Consider the following 17,951-nt stretch of genomic DNA (forward strand, 5'->3'; position numbering starts at 1 on the left):
GCCCACACATTGATGGATCCATCGTCCTTGCCGGCGGGACCTGCTTCGGTACGACGCGTCGTTTTTTGTCTGCCGGATTGCCCGGAGCTAGCGACCTTGAGTCGCGGCATTGATCCACGCATGTATTGACAGCGATTTAACGCGGATCGAACATGCGCCCCCAGCCAGCAAACGGTATGCGCCTTTCGATGGCGCTGCCGACGCCAGCCTCAAGCCGTCATCGACGGCCATATCCGCTCTTGAGGCTGACCCCATGTCCCATCGCATCGTCTCTGCGCGCACGCCCATGCGTGCGGATCTCCGTTCGCCGCAGCTCCCGCTGGCGTCCTCCCTGCTGGCGCTGGCCTGCGCATGGCCATTGGCGGCTGCGGCGCAATCGAGCACGCGCGACCCGGTCGATCTGGACCGCCTGCAGATCCAGGCCCATCGCGGTGCCGCGACCGAAGGCACCGATTCCTACACCGCCGATGTCGCGCGCAGTTCGACCAAGCTGGAGCTGTCGCTGCGCGAGACGCCGCAGTCGGTGGTGGTGGTGACCCGCCAGCAGATCGTCGACCGCAACCTGCAATCGCTACAGGACGTCACCGACACCGTCGCCGGCTTCAACTCGCCGACCTGGGACACCGAGCGCACCTACATCAACGCGCGCGGCTTCGAAGTGGACTACTACCGCATCGACGGCATTCCCACCGACTACACCGGCGATGTGCAGCAGAACATGGCGATCTACGACCGGGTGGAAATCATCCGCGGCGCCAATGGCCTGACCACCGGCGCGGGCAGCCCGGCCGCATCGATCGATCTGGTGCGCAAGCATGCCGACAGCGATGTGCTCACCGGTCGGGTCGATCTGTCGGCAGGGCGCTGGGACCGCTATCGCGGCACGCTCGACCTGCAATCGCCCTTGAACGCCGCCGGCAACGTGCGTGGACGGGTGGTTGCCAGCTACGAAGACAAGCAGTCGTTCCGCGATTACTACAGCAAGCAATCGTCGCTGTTCTACGGCATTGTCGATGCGGATTTCAGCGATGCCACCAGCGGCTACATCGGCCTCAACAAACAGCGCAACGATGGTCGCGGCACCACCTGGGGTGGAGTGCCGGCTTACTCCAGCGATGGCAGCCGTACCCACTTTGCGCGTTCGGATTCCTTTACGCCGCGCTGGGCGTGCGGCGTGGCCGATACCACCAACGCATTCGCCGGCCTGACCCATCGCTTCGACAACGGTGTGCAGCTGCACGTGGAGTACTCGCATCAACGGTTCGAAACCGATTGGAAGTCGGTGCTGTTCGGCTACTTCGATTACCCGGATCGCGCTACCGGCCTGGGCCTTGCCACCAACTTTGGCGGGCGCTATCCCACACTCACTGCGCAAAACAGCCTGGATGCCTACCTCAGCGTGCCGCTGACCTGGTGGGGCCGCAACCACGAGCTGATCGCCGGTGCCACCTGGATGAACCGCAACGTGCGCAGCTGGTCCAACGGGCCCGAGCCGTCACAGTCACTGACGGCCGAAAGCGTCTACGCCTGGACCGGCAGCATGGCGCAGCCGCAATGGACACCGCTGGTGAAGGGCGAAGAACGCGACGTGCGCCAGGTGGCCGCCTACGCTGCCGGCCGTTTCAGCCTGACCGACGCGCTCACGGCCATCGTCGGCGCACGCGTCACCGACTGGGAGAACACCGATCAACTGGTGCCGGCCAATACCTACGAGCGTCGCGGCCGCACCACGCCGTACGCCGGCCTGATCCTGGACGTGGACGACCACCATTCGCTCTACGCCAGCTATACCGGCATCTTCAAGCCGCAAAACAACCGCGATCGCGGCGGGCGCTATCTCGCCCCGCTGGAAGGCAACAGCTACGAGGTCGGCGCCAAGGGCCAATACCTCGGCGGCCAGCTCAAGGCGGCGCTGGCGTTGTTCCGGATCGAGCAGGACAACCTGGCGGTGAACGATCCCGGGCAACTGGTGCCCGGCACCACCACTCAGGCCTTCCTCGCGGCGAAGGGCACGGTCAGCCAGGGCGTGGAGTTCCAGCTCGATGGTCAGCTGTCCGCGCAATGGCGGATCGCGTTCGGCTTTGCCCAGTTCGATGCCAATGATGCCAGCGGTGTCGACGTCAATCCGACCAGCCCGCGTCGCGAGGCCACCCTGTTCACCAGCTGGCAGACCGGCCCATGGCGCGTGGGCGGTGGCTTGAGCTGGCAGTCGGCCATCCACGAATTGATGTCCGGGCCACAGGGCAGCACGCAGCGGCTGACGCAGGGTAGCGTGGTGCTGGCCAACGCGATGGCGCGTTACGACATCAACCAGGCATGGTCGGCGCAGCTCAACGTGCGCAACCTGTTCGACCGCAAGTACTACGCCAACATCGTCTATCAAAGCCAGTTGATCTACGGCGACCCGCGCGATGTGGAGCTGACGCTGTCCTGGAAGTTCTGACCTTGTTCTGGAGGACACGCTTTGGCGGCATCCATGCCGCCACCGAGCCTCCACGGACGGATTCACGGCGTGTCCCGCGAGCGGTGAGGGTGCCGCGCACTCGGCTAACCAGGCCTTTGCCTGCATCTAAACGGCGCGGTGACTCGATGACTTGGTTGTCCCGAAGTGATTGGTCGGCGCGGATAGATCAGTTGTAGAGCGGCTACTCTGCGACTTCGCTGCAGGGCCCTTGCCCGCCCACCCTCGCAGGACACGCCGCAAGTACGTCCTTGTAGGCTCTTACGCGGCATCCATGCCGCGTAAGAGCCCGCGACGGTGGGCGGGCAAGGACCTGTCGAGATGGTCGGTGTGCACAGCTTTCAACAAGGCAACCAGCGGATTCTCTGGGGCGGTGGTGCACCGCCCTCGAACAACGTGGCCCAGGATCATCCGCATGACGTCAACAGCGGCTGTCAAAACGGCTGCGCGGCCGGTGCCCGTTGCGGCATGTGCTACGCGTACACCCCGGTTTCTGCGTGCCGTCCACATCCGTCCGACGACCGCGCGTTACGTTTTGTCAGTCGTTCTAAAGCGAGCCAGGCACGTTGTGCACGGCCTCAGCGCGGCTCGGCCACGATCAACCAGTTGTTGAATGGCGTGTTGCCATACAACGGCGCAAAGGTAGCACGCAGACCGGCGGTATCCAGCTGCGCCTGCAGGCTGTCGCGGGTGGGATAGCTGCGCGGCATGCGCTGCATCCATCCGCTCAGATGCGCCAGCACGTCGGTCACGCGGCTGGTGCGACCACGGCTGCTGGCATCGCCCAGTGCACTGCGAATCACCAGCTTCGCACCCGGCGTCAGCATCTGCGCCACGCTGCGCAGCAGGCTGGCCTGCATGTCGGCCTGCAGATATTGCAGCACATCCAGAATGGTCACGCTGCCGCGATGTTGCGGCCACGCCACGCTCAGATCGACCACGGCGAACTGCGTATTGCCCAACGCCGAGCGCTGCGCGATGTGTTGCGCGCGGCGGATCTTGGACGCGTCCACATCCACCCCGTGATACGCCAGTGCCTGGCCATCGGCGCGCAATGCGTGCGCGAGCAGGCCCAGCCCGCAGCCCAGATCCAGAACTGGTGCGTTGGTGCTGCGTAATTCGGCCAGCACGCCCGGATACAACGGATCCGTGCGCAGCTTGGCCTGGGTGTAGTAGTAGTCGTAGCGATTGCCCAGCGGATGCGGCGGCAGAAATGCGCGCGCGATCGCCAGCGCCTGCGTGCGGCTCATGGGTTGGGTGGCGGTGCTGTGCAATGTCGGTCCTTGGCAGTGAGGCGTGTTGCGCGGCTAGCTTAGGGCATCGCGCGCTGCAGGCAGTGCCAATACGGTCCAGCGCGCATACATGGCGCCAGAGGGATGCAGGCCATCGTCGACCAGCATGTCGGCAGCGTCGCCGCCATCGCGGCTGGTGGCGGTGATGTCGACAAAACGCACCGAGCGTACAGCGCAACGTTCGGCGGCCACGTCGTTGAAGGCATCGATCTGGGCACCGATCAGCGCCGCATCGCCGCCGTGCGCATGCGCAAACGGGGTCAGCCCCCAATCCGGAATCGACAGCACGAACACGCGCGCTGCAACACCGCCGGCGAATTCGATTGCACGCAGCAACAACGCATCGAACTGGCTGCGGTACGCGTCCAGCGAACGTCCGCGGTATTGATTGTTGACACCGATCAGCAGGCTCACCAGATCGAACGGCCCCTGCGGCGCAGCGGCATCGAGACCGGCCTGCAGCTCGTCGGTGGTCCAGCCGGTGGTGGCGATGATCTGCGGCGGCGCCACATTCCAGCCGTAGGCACGCAAACCGTCGACCAGTTGCACCGGCCAACGCTGCTCGGGGGCAACGCCTTCGCCAATGGTGTAGGAATCGCCGAGCGCCAGATAGCGCAGCGGCGTGCCGGCCACCACCGTCACGCCACGCTGCGCGACTTGAGCGGCACCACCTTGGTGACCGCCTCGGCGCGGCGTGCCAGGGCACGGTCGATGCGTGCGAACACATCGCGCATCACCGGCGCTTCCGGCATCAGGGTCACGCGGAAGTGGTGGCGGTAGGGCACATTGAAGCTGGAACCCGGCACCACCAGCACGCCTTCCTCGTTCATCAGGTCGAGCGCGAATTCATGGTCGTCGAAGTTGCGCGCGGCCGGGCCGACCACCGCCGGGAACGCATACAGCGCACCGGCCGGCGCCACCAGCGACAGGTGCTCGCTGGCCTCGCAGGCCTCGATCACCGCACGGCGGGTTTCATACAGACGGCCGCCCGGCGCACACAGCGCCGAAATGGTGTCCGGCCCGTTGACGGCCGCATCGATGGCGTACTGGCCCGGCACGTTGGCGCACAGGCGCAGCGCGCCGAGCAGGTCCATCGCGTTGCGTAGGTCGTTGATGCGCGACTGCTCGCCCGACAGCAGCGCCCAGCCCACACGCCAGCCGCAGGCGCGGTGCACCTTGCTCAGGCCGCCGAAGGTGATGCACGGATGCGCACCGGCCAGCGGCGCGACCGGCACGAAGGCGGCGTCGTCGTAGAGCACCTGGTCGTAGATCTCATCGACCATCAGCAGCAGGTTGTGCTTGCTGGCGATGGCCACGATGCGCTCCAGCAGTTCGCGCGAATAACTGGCACCGCTGGGATTGTTCGGATTGATCAGCACGATGGCGCGGGTGCGCGAGGACACCAGCGTCTCGATCTCCACCGGGTCCGGCTGGAAGCCGTTTTCCGGCGCGCAGCGGTAGTACACCGGACGGCCATCGTTGAGGATGGTGGCGGCCGACCACAATGGATAGTCGGGCGAGGGCACCAGCACTTCGTCGCCGGGATTGAGCAGCGCACGCAGCGACAGGTCGATCAGCTCGCTGACGCCGTTGCCGACGAAGATGCGGTCCGGATGCGCATCCGGATGCTGGCGCCGCGCATACGCAGTGGCGATCGCCTCGCGTGCCTCCGGCAGCCCTTGCTGATGGGTGTACGGATCGGTGCGGCCCATGTCGTCGGCGATCGCGCGCTGCAGATGCTCCGGCGCACGAAACCCGAACGCGCCTGGATTACCGATATTGAGCTTGATCAGCTTGCGGCCCTGCGCCTCCAGTTCCCGCGCTCGTCGCGCCAGCTCGCCCCGGATTTCGTAGCGGACTTCGGACAGACGCTCGCGGATGGCGAGCGGCTTTTGCGGGGCAGTGGACATGCGACGGGCCGGTTGTAGGCGTGAGGCTTGGCATGGTAGCGGAAATAGGGCAGGCGGACATGCTTGCATCGGCAACGATGTCAAGGGGCGCTTCAGGGCCGGCGCAGGGCCGATTGCACAAGCCGCTGCGGCCAGCCAGCTAGAATCGCCCCATGAGCAATGCACCCCCCGATTACCCCACCCTCCAATCCATCGGCTGGCCCTGGCCTGGCCCTGCCGAAGACCCGGCCTGGCAGGCACTCTTCGCCGCGCATCCGCAGGCGCTGCCGGCGCGGGTGGTGGAGCAGCACCGCACCGGCTATGTGGTGGCCGATACGCCGGAGGCCAGCCTCAAGGCCGAGTCGTTGCCGGAGTGGCAGCGGCCGCGGTTTCCCAGCCATGAGCGGGCGTCGGTGGGCGATTGGGTGCTGATGGAGGGCAAGCGCATCGTGGCCTTGCTGCCGCGGCGCACCTCGATCAAGCGCGGTGCGGCCGGCGAGCATTACCACCAGCAGGTGATCGCGGCCAACATCGATACGGTGTTCATCGTGTGCGGGCTGGATGCGGACTTCAATCCGCGCCGCATCGAACGCTATCTGCTGCTGGTCGGCGGCGGCGGTGCCGAGCCGGTGGTGGTGCTGACCAAGGCCGACCAGACCGAGTACGCCGAGGATGCATTGGCGGTGCTGGAGGAGCTGGAGGCGCAGAACATCCCGTTGCGCGCGGTCAATGCCAAGGATCCCGAGAGCGTGGCGGCGCTGCGGCCGTGGCTGGGCGATGGCCGCACCGCAGTGCTGGTGGGCTCGTCCGGTGCGGGCAAGTCGACGCTGACCAATACCTTGCTCGGGTCGCAGAAGATGAAGACCAATGCGGTGCGCGAGAACGATTCGCGCGGCCGGCATACCACCACGCACCGTGCTTTGATTCCGCTGCCGTCCGGTGCGTGCCTGATCGATACGCCCGGTATGCGCGAGCTCAAGCCCACCGGCGAAGAAGACCTGGCCGAGGGCGGTTTCTCCGATGTGGAGGCCCTGGCGGCGCAGTGCCGTTTCAACGATTGCGCGCATATCGCCGAGCCTGGTTGTGCGGTGCGTGCGGCGATCGAGGCCGATACGCTGGACCCGGAACGGGTGGCCAACTACATGAAGCTGCGCGTGGAAGTGGCCGCGGCGGCCGAAAAGCTCGCCACGCGCCTGGCGCAGAACAACCGGGGCAAGGGATCGGGCCGGCGGCCCGCCAGCGTCGATCGCACCGGGCGACGCTGAGCATGCCATCGCGCAAGGGCCCGCCGGACATCGTCCATCACGCGGCGCTGGATGCGCGCCTGGTCAAGGCCGTGCGTGGCGTGCGCCTGCTCGCCCTGGCGAGCTGGCCGCGCTCGCTGCAGGAGCCGTTCCTGCAGAGCGTGGCGCGCGGGCAACCGGAGCTGCCGCAGGTGGAGTACCCGGCGCTGGACTTTGGCGACACCCGGCGCGAACTGTCCGCGATCGCCAGGGCGGCCGACCCGCACCATCCGATCGGCGCCTACCTGATCGATTCGACCCATAGCTGGGATCTGGCCGCCGGCCTGCTGGAGTCGCTGGGCACTTCCGCAGTCAGCGATTACTCGGCGCAGCTGTTCGGCGTGCCCGACGACCCGATGCCGGGCAACGGCCCGAGCACGCGCGAGGCGGCGCGGCATTTCATCCAGATCGCGCAGGAGCTGGACCGCGAGCTGCTGGCGCCCGAAGAGCAGGTGCCGGTGTCGGCCACCGCCTTGCGCATGCAACTGCAGAACGATCTGGACGCGTTCTTCGAAGGGCGCGTCATCACCGTCACGCTGGATCCGGATCTGCTGGCCAAGGCGGCCGCAGGTGCACACCGCATCCGCCTGCGCACGGGCGCCACCTTCAGCGATTACGACCGTGCGCAGTTGTTCCATCACGAGGCGCTGGTGCATTCGCTCACCGCGCTCAACGGGCGCGCGCAGCTGCACCTGCCCAGCCTGGGCATTTCCTCGCCGCGCACCACCGCCACGCAGGAAGGCCTGGCCACCTTTGCCGAGCAGATCACCGGCAGCATCGACATCGAACGCATGAAGCGCATCAGCCTGCGCATCGAGGCGATTGCGATGGCGCGCTCGGGCGCGGATTTCATCGATGTGTTCCGTTACTTCACTGCCGGCGGGCAGAGCGCGGCGGAGAGCTTTTCCTCGGCGCAGCGGGTATTCCGCGGCGTGCCGACCTCCGGCGGCGGCGCCTTCACCAAGGACACGGTGTACCTGCGCGGGCTGGTCGCGGTGCATACGTTCTTCCGGCATGCCTTGCAGCGCGACCAGCTGCAGCTATGCCGCTACCTGTTCGCCGGCAAGATGGCGCTGGGCGATGTGGCGCGCCTTGCGCCCTTGTTCGACAGCGGCGTGCTGGTCGCACCGCGCTGGTTGCCGCCGTGGGTGAGCCGGGTCAGCGGGCTGGCCGGCATGCTGGCGTTTTCGTTGTTCGCCAACCGCATCCGCATGGATCAGCTGCAGCCGCCGGCGATGAATGTCTGAGCGTCGTTACGCCAGCTTGCGAACAGGCGCCGGGCAGGTGCAAGCGCGCAGCGCGCTGCCGCTAGTCGCACCTCACTCGTGGATGCTGGGCGACGTAGCCGCCCGCCTGGATTGCATCGCCGCCCCAAGTGGCGCTGAACCGCATGCGTCGCGCAGACGCGTTCTACACGATGTTGCAACGGGCTGATCCGGACACTGGTTGCCTCGCCCGAGACGGGCCATGACACGAGGCAATGCGATGAAGATCCTGATGGTGCTCACGTCCCACGACCAGCTCGGCGATACCGGCAAGAAGACCGGCTTCTGGCTGGAAGAGTTCGCCGCGCCGTACTACGTGTTCAAGGATGCCGGCGCCGACATCACCCTGGTCTCGCCCAAGGGCGGCCAGCCGCCGCTGGATCCCAAGAGCGACGAGCCCGATGCGCAGACCGAAGCGACCAAGCGTTTCAAGCAGGACCCCGACGCGCAAAAGGCCCTGGCCAGTACGCATCGCCTGTCGGACGTGAAGGCCGAGGACTTCGATGCGGTGTTCTACCCAGGCGGCCATGGTCCGTTGTGGGATCTGGCCGAAGACGCGGATTCGATCGCGCTGATCGAAGCGTTCGCCGCGGCCAACAAGCCGCATGGCCTGGTGTGCCACGCACCGGGCGCGCTGCGCCGCGTCAAGGGCAGCGATGGCAAGCCGCTGGTCAACGGCCGCCGCGTCACCGGTTTCACCAATGGCGAAGAAGAGGGCGTGGGCCTGACCAAGATCGTGCCGTTCCTGGTCGAAGACGTGCTGACCGAGCTCGGCGGCCGCTACGAGAAAAGCGCCGACTGGGGCGTGCATGTGGTCACGGACGGCATGCTGGTCACCGGCCAGAACCCCGCGTCTTCGGAAAAGGCGGCCGAAGCGTTGCTCGAGTTGTCGAAGCGCTGATTCTTCGGTTGTCCCACGGTGATGCAAGGACGGCCACCGGAAGACCCCGCCGCGCTTGATTTGGAGCGGAAAAAAACCTAGCGATCATTCGCCAGCGAGGTGCGGACGGTGCGGAGCAATCGGAGCGTACGTGTGGTAGATGCCGGTGCCGAGCGTCGGCCGCATCCATCCGACGGTGAGTGCAGGAGTTTTAGCGACTTTCGTGGTGCACTTTCGGAATACCGCAGCATTCGACACCCCGACGCAATCAAGTGCTTGCAACCAAGCACACCGACCATCCAGATTGGCTCTTGCCCGCCTACCGTCGCGGGACCTTACGCGGCATGGATGCCGCGTAAGAGCCTACAAGGACGTACTTGCGGCGTGTCCCGCGATGGTGGGCGGGCGAGGGCCCTGCAGCCAGGCCACAGATCGTCCGCTCTAGCCGCAGATCGTCCGCCCTGCAGTAGCGCTACAAACCTGCACCATATCGTTCAAGCAATACGCTCCAGCCAGCGCACCGCATAAGCCGGCAGCACCAGCCGCAAGTCATCGCCCAGCGATTCGGTAGCGGTCTGGCCGCCATCCGCCAACATCTTCCACCGGCCATTGCCGATCGCGGCAAGCTCCACCGTCAGCGGTTGCTCGCCGAAGTTGTGCACGGCCACAAAGTCATCGCCACGGGTCAACGCAAACAGACGTGAATCGCCCAGCGCAATGCTGCCCAGCGCCTGAGTGGCAGCCAGTGCGGGCAGCGCGGCACGTTGCCGGATCAATCCACGTAGCCGGCGATACACCGTGCCGCTCAGGCTGCCCGCATCTTCGCGCTGTGCTGCAAGCTGCCAATCCATCGCCGGGCGATGCAGCCAGCGGCCTTCGTGCCGACGCTGCGGATCGTCGCGGTAGCCGATATCGTTGGGCAGGGCGAGTTCGTCGCCCATATAAATCAACGGCACGCCGGGCATCGCCAGTGCGATGGCATAGAGCAACACCAATCGATCCACTGCCATGGTTAGCGCCGCCGCGTCACCCGCTTCCTGCGCGGCCTGGATGCCGGCCAGCGCCGCGGCCATGCCGTTGGTGCCGTGCACGCCATCACCGCTGCTCTGGAAGCTCTCGCCGCGCGCATAACTACCCGGCACCTGGTTGGCATAGAAACGCGCGACATCGCGCAGCGCGAACGGCGGCTGCACGGCATTGCCCGCCGCTTCGTGTTGCAACACGTTCCAGCCGATGTCGTCGTGGCAGCGCACATAGCTCAGCCATGCGCAGTTGGCTGGCAGCGGCGGGCTATGCGCGATGACGTTGTGCAGGATGTCGCCGCGTTGCAGCGCCAGCGCCGACCAGCCGGCCGCCATCAACGTGCTGTGATAAGCCAGATGGCATTCGTGGCCCTGGTCCGCACCACTGCCGAAGTAGGGTGGCAGTTGCGTCATCGGCACGATGGCTTCTGCCTTCATCACTACCGACGGCGCCACGATATCGGTGACCGCGCGCAGCGCCACCAGCAAGGTGTGCGCCTCGGGTTGATTCATGCAGTCGGTACCGGGGCGCTTCCACAGGTAGGCGGTGGAATCCAGCCGGAAGGCCTCCACGCCCAGGTTGGCCAGCTGCAGCATCGCCAGCGCCATCTCGCCGAACACCGCCGGGTTGCTCCAGTTCAGATCCCACTGATAGGGATAGAACGTGGTCCACATCCACCGGCCGGTGGCGTCCACCCAGGTGAAGTTGCCGGGTGCGGTGTGCGGGAACACCTGCCCCAGCGTGGTTTCGTACTGGTCGGGCAGGCTGCGGTCGGCAAAGTGATGGTAGTAATCGAGATAGCGCGCATCGCCGGCCCGCGCCGCCTGCGCCCAGGCGTGGTCGTCGGCGGTGTGGTTGAGCACGAAATCCGCGCACAGGCTGATGCCGGCCTCGCGCAGGCGCGTGGTCAGCGCGACCAGGTCGTCGTTGCTGCCTAGGCTCGGTTCGACCTGGCCGTAATCGCTGACCGCAAAGCCGCCGTCGTTATCGCCGGCGCGTGCGCGCAGGAATGGCAGCAGGTGCAGATAGCGCACGCCCAGCTCCTGCAGGTACGGCACGCGTTCGGCCACCCCTTGCAGCGTGCCGGCGAAGCGGTCCACGTACGCGCTGTAGCCCAGCATGTGCTGCCCGCCGAACCAGCCGGGCTGACGCGCTGTGTCGAGCTGTTGCAGTGGCTGTGGCCGCTGTTGCGCGCTGCTGCCGAGCGCGCTCAACCACAGCGTCAGCCACGACGCATAGTCCGGGCGTTGCCCATACAGCGCTTGTAGCGCGTCGAGCAGGCGCGGCGCGTGCCGGTCGAAGCGTGGCAACAGCGTGCTCGCACGCTGCGGGTCCAGCGGCGCGGCAAAGGCCGCGCGCACTGCAGTGAAATCGGTGGGGGAGGTGCTCATTGGCAAGCGCCGGGACGAACCCGGCGAGGGGTCCTTAGAAGTCGTAACGCAGGCTGATGCTGGTGGTGCGGCCGGCAATCGAGCGCGCGCGGATGATGCCGTTGGCCGGGATGCTGGCTTCCTCGGCCTCGGTCAGGCCAAAGGTGTTGAACAGGTTGTTGACGTTGAGCGCGAAGGTGAGTGCGTCGGTCACGCGGTAGTCGCCGAACAGGTTCACCTGCGTATAGCCCGGCATCTTCAACTGGTTGGAGTCCTGGGTGTAGGCATCGGTGGTGCCGATCAGGTTGACGCCGAACTGGTAGCCGTCGCCGCGGTAGCTGGGGGTGAGCTGCCACACCACATCGGCCTGACGACGCGGCACGTTGCCGGTGTTTTCCGGAGTGATCTGGTCCCTGGAGATCTCCGCATCGGTCCAGGTCAGGCCGCCGTTGACGGTGAAGCCCTCGTGGCGGTAGCTGGCTTCCAGCTCCACGCCGTGCGCCTCGTAGCTGCGGTTGAAGAAGCGCTGGCTGGTGACTTCGAAGTTCTGTTCCTCGGTGCGCGCCGAGAACGCGGTGGCGAACAGGCTCAGCCCGTCGCGGCGCCACTTCAGGCCGGCTTCGGCCTGGCGGACCACGTTGACGCCTTCATCGGAGGAGACCGAGCCATCGTCGCGGATCACCCCGAACAGCAGGCGGTCGGCATTGGCGCGTGCGCCGCGGCTGATGCGCGCGAATGCGCCCAGGTCGTCGTTGATCAGGTAATTGCTGCCCAGCGAGTACGACAGGTAATTCCAGTCGTAATCCACCGGCCGTGCGTTGGCGGTGTCGACCGTGGCTACGCGCTGTTCCACCGGCTGGATCACGCCATCGCCGTTGACGTCCAGGTTCTGCGCGATTGCGGTGCCGGCATAGTTGCCGCGTGCATCGCCCATGTCGTAACGCAGGCTGCCGTCGATGCTGAACTTGCCGCTGTCGAAGGTGAGCGCGAGATAGGGTGCGTTGACGTCGTAGCGCACGTCGTAGCTGCGGGTGTTGCAGCAATCGCCCCAGAACGGAGTGCCGTACGCATACAGGCCGTTTTGCGAGCGCGATACGCCACCGGCATCGACCACGTTGAGCAGGCGCGAGTCGCGGCCCAGGCTCTGCACGTAGGAGTTCCAGGTCCAATCCATGTCGATGGTCTGGCGCGAGCTGTAATAGCCCATGCGCAGGTTGAGCGTGCGGCCGTCGCCGCCGAACTCGCGCGAGACGCTGAGGTCGTTGGTGACGTTGCCCAGGTCGTTGATCGCCACGTTGAACAGATGCGTGCGGATCGCGTTGCCGGTGTAGGCCTGGCCGGCGTCCGGGCCGCTGGCCTGCACCAGTTGCGCGCCTGCGCCGCCGATGGACGCGGCGAGCGTGGCGGCATCGGTAACCTCGGCCGGGAACGGGCTGACGAAGCGGCCGCTGTTGTCGGCGATGCGGAACTTCTCGCTCAGGTTCCAGCCGTTGCCCAGGTCGAACCAGGCCTCGGCGCCGATGGTGCGCGAGATCGGATGCATGCCGTCGCCCAGGTCGGTGCGGCGCGGCCGGTTGTTGCCGTCCAGGCCGACATCGCTGCGGAAATTGCGGCTGTACAAGGTGTCGTTGCCCGGATCGAAACCGGCGAAACCGCCTAGGTCCGGCGAACCGTCGCGGCCACGCACCGAGGTCGGCACCGGCAGGTAACCGGCGGCGCGATCGTTGAGGTATTTGCCGTAGATACGCACGTAGCCGTTCTCGAACAGCCGGGTCAGGTTGGCCTTGAGCTGGCCGCCCTTGTCGGTGGTGTAGCCGGCATCGCGCACGCCATCGCCCTGGCGGAAGAAGCCGCCGATGTTGAACTGCCAGTTTTCGGCGAACGGCGCACCGTAGTCGAAGTCCACGCGGGTGTTGTCGTAATCCAGGCCGCGGCTCACGCCGACGCTGCCGCCTGCGGTGTCGCCGGTCTTGCTGATGAAGTTGATGATGCCGCCGGGCGCGTTGCTGGTGAACGTCGATGCCGAGCCGCCGCGGATGGCTTCGATGCGGTCCAGGGTGAAATCCGAGCGCAGGAAGATGTCAGAGTTGCCGAAGGCGATATCGCCAAATTCCATCACCGGCAGGCCGTCCTCCTGCAGCTGCAGGAACTTGGCGCCGCCGGAGGCAACCGGCAGGCCACGCACGGCGATGTTGGCGTTGCCCTCACCACCGCTGGATTCGGAGCGGATGCCGGGAATGTTGCGGAAGATTTCGGCGGTGCTGCGTGGCGCCGATTGTTCGATCGCCTCGGCGCCGACGGTGCTGACCGACACGCTGGACTTCAACTTGGTGGTGGCGGTGGAGGTGCCGGTGACGAACACCGAATCCAGGTTGACCGCGGCGCTGTCGGCGGCCGGCGGCGTGACGGGTGCGGCCGTGGTCGCGTCCTGCGCCAGCGCGGCGGGCGCGCACAGGCAGGAGGCGACCGCGCAGGCCAGGGCGTGCAGGCGCAGGGTGTGCAAGGTGGGCATTGCGGTTCTCTCTTTCACGGATGGTGGTAGGCCGACGCCTGCATCGTCCCCTCCCAGGGAGTGGCCGTGTGGCCTGCAGTGCGAGCGCAGTAATACGCCGCAATACAATCGATTGCAATCTTGCGCTGCAGCATCGTCTCGGCGCCTGCGAGCTTGTGTTTTTGAAAGCGAAAGCGTGTTGCGGCGCAGCGTTACAATCGATTGCAGAGACGGCAGGGTACAGTGCGCTGCGGCCACTGGGAGCCGCACCGATGCCCAGGGCCTTGCATGTCGTCGACCGCCACTCCGTTCTCCTTCGCGCGCATCCTGGCGCTCAACGCCGGCTTCTTCGGCGTGCAATACAGCTTCGGCCTGCAGCAGAGCAACATGAGCCCGATCTACAACTATCTGGGCGCCGATCACGCCAGCCTGCCGTACCTGTGGCTGGCCGGGCCGATCACCGGGCTGGTCCTGCAACCGTTCGTCGGTGCGTGGAGCGACCGCTCGGTGACACGCTGGGGCCGGCGTATGCCGTATATGGTGCTGGGTGCGCTGGTGTGCAGCCTGTGCCTGCTGGCGATGCCGTTCAGCACCGCGTTGTGGATGGCGGTATGCCTGCTGTGGATCCTGGATGCGGCCAACAACGTGGCGATGGAGCCATACCGTGCGCTGGTCAGCGATGTGCTGGCGCCACCGCAGCGGTCACTTGGGTATCTGACCCAAAGCGCGTTTACCGGGCTTGCGCAGACGCTGGCCTATCTCACCCCGCCGTTGCTGGTGTGGATGGGCATGAACCAGGACGCCGCCAATGCGCACCACATTCCCTATGTCACCATCGCCGCGTTCGTGATCGGTGCGGGGTTTTCTGCGACCTCGATCCTGCTCACCGCGCGTAGCGTGCGCGAGCCGGTGCTTGCGCCGGCAGAGATCGCGCGGATGCGCCAGACCGGTGCCGGCCTGGGCGCCACCGTGCGCGAAATCTACGGCGCCCTGCGCGCGATGCCGCCGACCATGCGCCAGCTCGCGCCGGTGATGCTGTTCCAGTGGTATGCGATCTTCTGCTACTGGCAGTACATCGTGCTGTCGCTGTCGACCAGCTTGTTCGGCACCACCGAAGCCAACTCGCATGGCTTCCGCCAGGCCGGCCTGGTCAATGGGCAGATCGGCGGGTTCTACAACTTCATCGCGTTTCTGGCAGCGTTTGCGATGGTGCCGGTGGTGCGCCGCATCGGCCCCAAGTACACGCATGCGGCCTGCCTGGTCACGGCCGGGGTCGGCATGTGGGTGTTGCCGGGCATCCAGGACCGCTGGCTGATGTTGCTGCCGATGATCGGCATCGGCCTGGCCTGGGCCAGCATGATGGGCAACCCCTACCTGATGCTGGCCGACAGCATTCCGCCCGAGCGCACCGGTGTGTACATGGGCCTGTTCAACCTGTTCATCGTGCTGCCGATGCTGATCCAGATCGTCACCTTGCCGCTGTACTACGCGTGGCTGTTGCACGGCGACCCGCGCAACGTGATCCGCCTGGCCGGCGCGCTGATGCTGGCAGCGGCAGTGGCGATGCTGTGCGTACGCGTCCGCAAGCCCAAGACAGCAGTGGTGTAACCGCGACGCGTTACATCTGTGTCGCTGCGTACTGAATCAACCGACCGCGATCACGCGGACAGCAACGCGTAGCTATGCACCGCACGCCAGCACGCACGCTCTTACGATTCCCGATTCCCGATTCCCGATTCCCGATTCCCGGCCTCAAGCCGACTCACGCACCACCAGCTTCACCGGCATCTCCACCGACTCCACCGCTTCGCCGCCGATCAGCGCCAGCAGCCGGTCCACCAGCAGGCGCGCGGCCAGCCCCAGGTCCTGCCGCACCGTGGTCAACGGTGGCTGGCTGTAGGCGGCCAGCGGAATATCGTCAAAGCCCACCAGCGAGATGTCCTGCGGCACGCGATGCCCGGCTTCGACCAGGGCGCGGATCGCGCCGACCGCAATCACGTCGGAGGCGGCGAACAGCCCATCCGGCGGATCGGTCTTCTTGAGCATCGCGCGGGTGAGGCGGTAGGCGTCTTCGCTGAGGAAGTGGCTGCGCGCATGCAGGCGCGTATCGAACTCCAGCCCGTGCCGCTGCAGTGCATGGCGATAGCCGGCAAAGCGTGGTGCAACCTCGGGCAACTGGTCGTCGCCGAGAAAGGCGATGCGGCGACGGCCGCTGGCGATCAGATGTTCGGTGGCCAACGCGCCGCCCTGGAAATTGTCGCTGCCCACGCTGATGTACGACTGCCCGTCAATGCGGCTGCCCCAGACCGCCATCGGCAGGCCATCGCGCGCGGCTTCGTCCAGCGCGGCATGTTCGGAACTTTGCCCCAGCACGATCACGCCATCGGAGCGGCTGCCGCGTGCGAGTTGTTCCACCCATCCGTCCTGATGCCGGTCCAGCTTGGACAGCAGCATGCTGTAGCCGCGCCCGGTCAGTTCTTCGGCCAGCAGCGCCAGCATCGTCATCATGAAGGGGTCCGACAGTGGCTGGTCCAGCGCATGCATCATCGGCACCGCCACACTCACCGTGTTGGAGCGTTTGGCGCGCAGGCTGCGCGCGATCGGATCGACCTGGTAGCCGGCATCGGCGGCAATCTGCTTGATGTAGGCACGCGTGCGCTCGGCCACCACCGGGCTGCCGGCCAGGGCGCGCGACACGGTGGATTCGGACACCCCCGCCATGCGGGCGATGTCGGCCATCTGCGGGCGGGGCCCCGGCGTGGCGCGTTCTGAAGGTTTGGCCATGTCAGCGCAGTGCGGAAAACCCCGAGTGTAATCAGTTCGCACTGGAGGCGGGTTGATCAACGCAGTGGCGGCCGCTTGTGCGCGCTGGGCAATGCAATCACGCACCTGCATGCAAGTGTCGGGCGCGCGGGGCGTGCATGACAGCGGCCACGACTAGCGCGGGACTTGGAGCGGTGAGGCTTCAGAGCAGTGAAACTTCAGAGCAGTCAAGCATCAGAGCAGTGAGGCGTCAGAGCGGTGAAGCTTCACCGCGACTATCAAGGACTGCGCTCACCGCCCGGCCGGCGCGATCGGTGTTAGGAGCCCGCATGTATCCTCCGCACGATCCGACTCAAGCGTGCCGTCCGCATCGACCTGACGACCGCTCGCTACGTTCTGTCAGCGGCTCTCAGCCCATGTACAGACCGCCGTTGACCGCATAGTCGGCGCCGGTCACGTAGGCGGCCTCATCGGAGGCGAGCCAGGCGCACAGCCCGGCGACTTCGGCCGGCTTGCCGAGCCGGCGGATCGGCACCGAGGTGGCCAGGCGGTCGAGCACGTCTGGCGGGAAACTGCTGATCGATGCGCTGGCGATATAGCCCGGCGAGATGGTGTTGACGGTGACCCCGCGCGAGGCCACTTCCTGCGCCAGGGCGCGGCTGAAACCATGCATCGCCGCCTTGGCGGTGGCGAAATTGATCTGCCCGATCTGGCCCTTGTGCGCACTGACCGAGCCGATGTTGACGATGCGTCCCCAACCGCGCGTGGTCATGCCGTCGACCACCTGCTTGGTGATGTTGAACAGCGAATGCAGATTGCTGGCGATCACCACGTTCCAGTCGTCGCGGCTCATCTGCCGGAACAAGGTGTCGCGGCTACCGCCGGCGTTGTTGACCAGCACATCGATCTTGCCGACCTCGGCCTTGACCTTGGCGAACGCCGCCACGGTGGAATCCCAATCGGCGGCATTGCCCTCGGAGGCGACGAACTCGAAGCCCTGCTCGCGCTGCTCGCGCAACCAGGAGGTCTTGCGCGGCGAATTGGGCCCGCAACCGGCGACCACGGTATGCCCGCTGCGCGCCAGCTTCTGGCAGATCGCGGTACCCACACTGCCCATGCCGCTGGTGACGTATGCGATGCGAAGTGTCATTGCTTGAACTCCTTCGGAGTTTGGGAATGGGGAATCGGGAGTGGGGAATCGGTAGCGCAGGAGCCGCCTTTGCGGTCTCTGGTC

12 protein-coding genes and 2 other RNA genes are annotated in these 17,951 nt (G+C 66.2%); 7 read left to right on the forward strand and 7 right to left on the reverse strand.

Features of this window, described 5'->3' with window-relative positions:
• Positions 1–253: 253 nt before the first annotated feature.
• The gene (locus LL972_RS10695) at positions 254–2,443 is read left to right on the forward strand and encodes a TonB-dependent siderophore receptor (RefSeq protein ID WP_228327586.1); all 2,190 of its coding nucleotides are present in this window, start codon (positions 254–256) and stop codon (positions 2,441–2,443) included.
• A gap of 486 nt (positions 2,444–2,929) precedes the next feature.
• Positions 2,930–3,005, forward strand: a non-coding RNA gene (locus tag LL972_RS10700) — sX9 sRNA.
• Between the two features lie 34 nt (positions 3,006–3,039).
• On the opposite strand, the gene LL972_RS10705 is transcribed toward LL972_RS10700, so the two are convergent.
• The 3 genes from LL972_RS10705 to LL972_RS10715 are packed head-to-tail and all read right to left on the reverse strand — an operon-like array spanning position 3,040 to position 5,663.
• Positions 3,040–3,711 (reverse strand): methyltransferase, encoded by a 672-nt coding sequence (locus tag LL972_RS10705; RefSeq protein ID WP_228327587.1) that lies wholly within the window; start codon positions 3,709–3,711, stop codon positions 3,040–3,042.
• Between the two features lie 57 nt (positions 3,712–3,768).
• Positions 3,769–4,389, reverse strand: coding sequence for an SGNH/GDSL hydrolase family protein (locus LL972_RS10710; protein WP_228327619.1), 621 nt, complete (start codon positions 4,387–4,389; stop codon positions 3,769–3,771).
• A gap of 2 nt (positions 4,390–4,391) precedes the next feature.
• A complete protein-coding gene (locus LL972_RS10715; RefSeq protein WP_228327588.1) occupies positions 4,392–5,663 on the reverse strand; it encodes a pyridoxal phosphate-dependent aminotransferase in 1,272 nt (423 codons plus the stop codon).
• A gap of 152 nt (positions 5,664–5,815) precedes the next feature.
• Between LL972_RS10715 and rsgA the strand changes: the two genes are divergently transcribed.
• From rsgA to LL972_RS10730, 3 genes are all read left to right on the forward strand, one after another.
• Entirely contained in the window at positions 5,816–6,907 is a 1,092-nt protein-coding gene (rsgA, locus tag LL972_RS10720; RefSeq protein WP_104648796.1) for a ribosome small subunit-dependent GTPase A, read from the forward strand.
• Between the two features lie 2 nt (positions 6,908–6,909).
• Positions 6,910–8,172: a flavohemoglobin expression-modulating QEGLA motif protein gene (locus LL972_RS10725; protein ID WP_228327589.1), complete on the forward strand. Its 1,263-nt coding sequence runs from the start codon at positions 6,910–6,912 to the stop codon at positions 8,170–8,172.
• A 238-nt stretch (positions 8,173–8,410) separates the two neighbouring features.
• Complete coding sequence (locus tag LL972_RS10730) at positions 8,411–9,091, forward strand: type 1 glutamine amidotransferase domain-containing protein (RefSeq protein ID WP_228327620.1); 681 nt, start codon at positions 8,411–8,413, stop codon at positions 9,089–9,091.
• Positions 9,092–9,564: 473 nt separating this feature from the next.
• On the opposite strand, the gene LL972_RS10735 is transcribed toward LL972_RS10730, so the two are convergent.
• Together LL972_RS10735 and LL972_RS10740 are read right to left on the reverse strand one after the other, a co-directional pair.
• On the reverse strand, positions 9,565–11,484 hold the full coding sequence (locus LL972_RS10735; protein ID WP_228327590.1) for an alpha-amylase family protein: 1,920 nt from the start codon (positions 11,482–11,484) through the stop codon (positions 9,565–9,567).
• 34 nt (positions 11,485–11,518) lie between these two features.
• Positions 11,519–13,975 (reverse strand): TonB-dependent siderophore receptor, encoded by a 2,457-nt coding sequence (locus LL972_RS10740; RefSeq protein ID WP_228327591.1) that lies wholly within the window; start codon positions 13,973–13,975, stop codon positions 11,519–11,521.
• Positions 13,976–14,242: 267 nt separating this feature from the next.
• Here LL972_RS10740 and LL972_RS10745 point away from each other — a divergent pair, with 267 nt between their 5' ends.
• Positions 14,243–15,562: an MFS transporter gene (locus tag LL972_RS10745; protein WP_228327592.1), complete on the forward strand. Its 1,320-nt coding sequence runs from the start codon at positions 14,243–14,245 to the stop codon at positions 15,560–15,562.
• Positions 15,563–15,706: 144 nt separating this feature from the next.
• Here LL972_RS10745 and LL972_RS10750 read toward each other — a convergent pair whose 3' ends face one another.
• Positions 15,707–16,738, reverse strand: a complete 1,032-nt coding sequence (locus LL972_RS10750) for a LacI family DNA-binding transcriptional regulator (protein WP_228327593.1) — start codon at positions 16,736–16,738, stop codon at positions 15,707–15,709.
• Positions 16,739–17,046: 308 nt separating this feature from the next.
• On the opposite strand from LL972_RS10750, the gene LL972_RS10755 reads away from it, so the two are divergent.
• Positions 17,047–17,122: non-coding RNA, sX9 sRNA (locus LL972_RS10755), on the forward strand.
• Between the two features lie 4 nt (positions 17,123–17,126).
• Here LL972_RS10755 and phbB read toward each other — a convergent pair.
• Entirely contained in the window at positions 17,127–17,867 is a 741-nt protein-coding gene (gene phbB, locus LL972_RS10760) for an acetoacetyl-CoA reductase (RefSeq protein ID WP_228327594.1), read from the reverse strand.
• Positions 17,868–17,951 lie beyond the last annotated feature (84 nt).

The sequence above is a fragment of the Xanthomonas campestris pv. asclepiadis genome (genome assembly GCF_020784175.1).
GTDB lineage: Bacteria > Pseudomonadota > Gammaproteobacteria > Xanthomonadales > Xanthomonadaceae > Xanthomonas > Xanthomonas campestris_D.

Bases quoted from the DNA above. Each gene is read 5' to 3' on its own strand.
- LL972_RS10745 (WP_228327592.1), top strand. From the start codon at position 14,243: ATGTCGTCGACCGCCACTCCGTTCTCCTTCGCGCGCATCCTGGCGCTC.
- LL972_RS10725 (WP_228327589.1), top strand. From the start codon at position 6,910: ATGCCATCGCGCAAGGGCCCGCCGGACATCGTCCATCACGCGGCGCTG.
- rsgA (WP_104648796.1), top strand. From the start codon at position 5,816: ATGAGCAATGCACCCCCCGATTACCCCACCCTCCAATCCATCGGCTGG.
- LL972_RS10740 (WP_228327591.1), bottom strand. From the start codon at position 13,975: ATGCCCACCTTGCACACCCTGCGCCTGCACGCCCTGGCCTGCGCGGTC.
- LL972_RS10750 (WP_228327593.1), bottom strand. From the start codon at position 16,738: ATGGCCAAACCTTCAGAACGCGCCACGCCGGGGCCCCGCCCGCAGATG.
- LL972_RS10735 (WP_228327590.1), bottom strand. From the start codon at position 11,484: ATGAGCACCTCCCCCACCGATTTCACTGCAGTGCGCGCGGCCTTTGCC.
- phbB (WP_228327594.1), bottom strand. From the start codon at position 17,867: ATGACACTTCGCATCGCATACGTCACCAGCGGCATGGGCAGTGTGGGT.
- LL972_RS10705 (WP_228327587.1), bottom strand. From the start codon at position 3,711: ATGAGCCGCACGCAGGCGCTGGCGATCGCGCGCGCATTTCTGCCGCCG.
- LL972_RS10695 (WP_228327586.1), top strand. From the start codon at position 254: ATGTCCCATCGCATCGTCTCTGCGCGCACGCCCATGCGTGCGGATCTC.
- LL972_RS10730 (WP_228327620.1), top strand. From the start codon at position 8,411: ATGAAGATCCTGATGGTGCTCACGTCCCACGACCAGCTCGGCGATACC.
- LL972_RS10715 (WP_228327588.1), bottom strand. From the start codon at position 5,663: ATGTCCACTGCCCCGCAAAAGCCGCTCGCCATCCGCGAGCGTCTGTCC.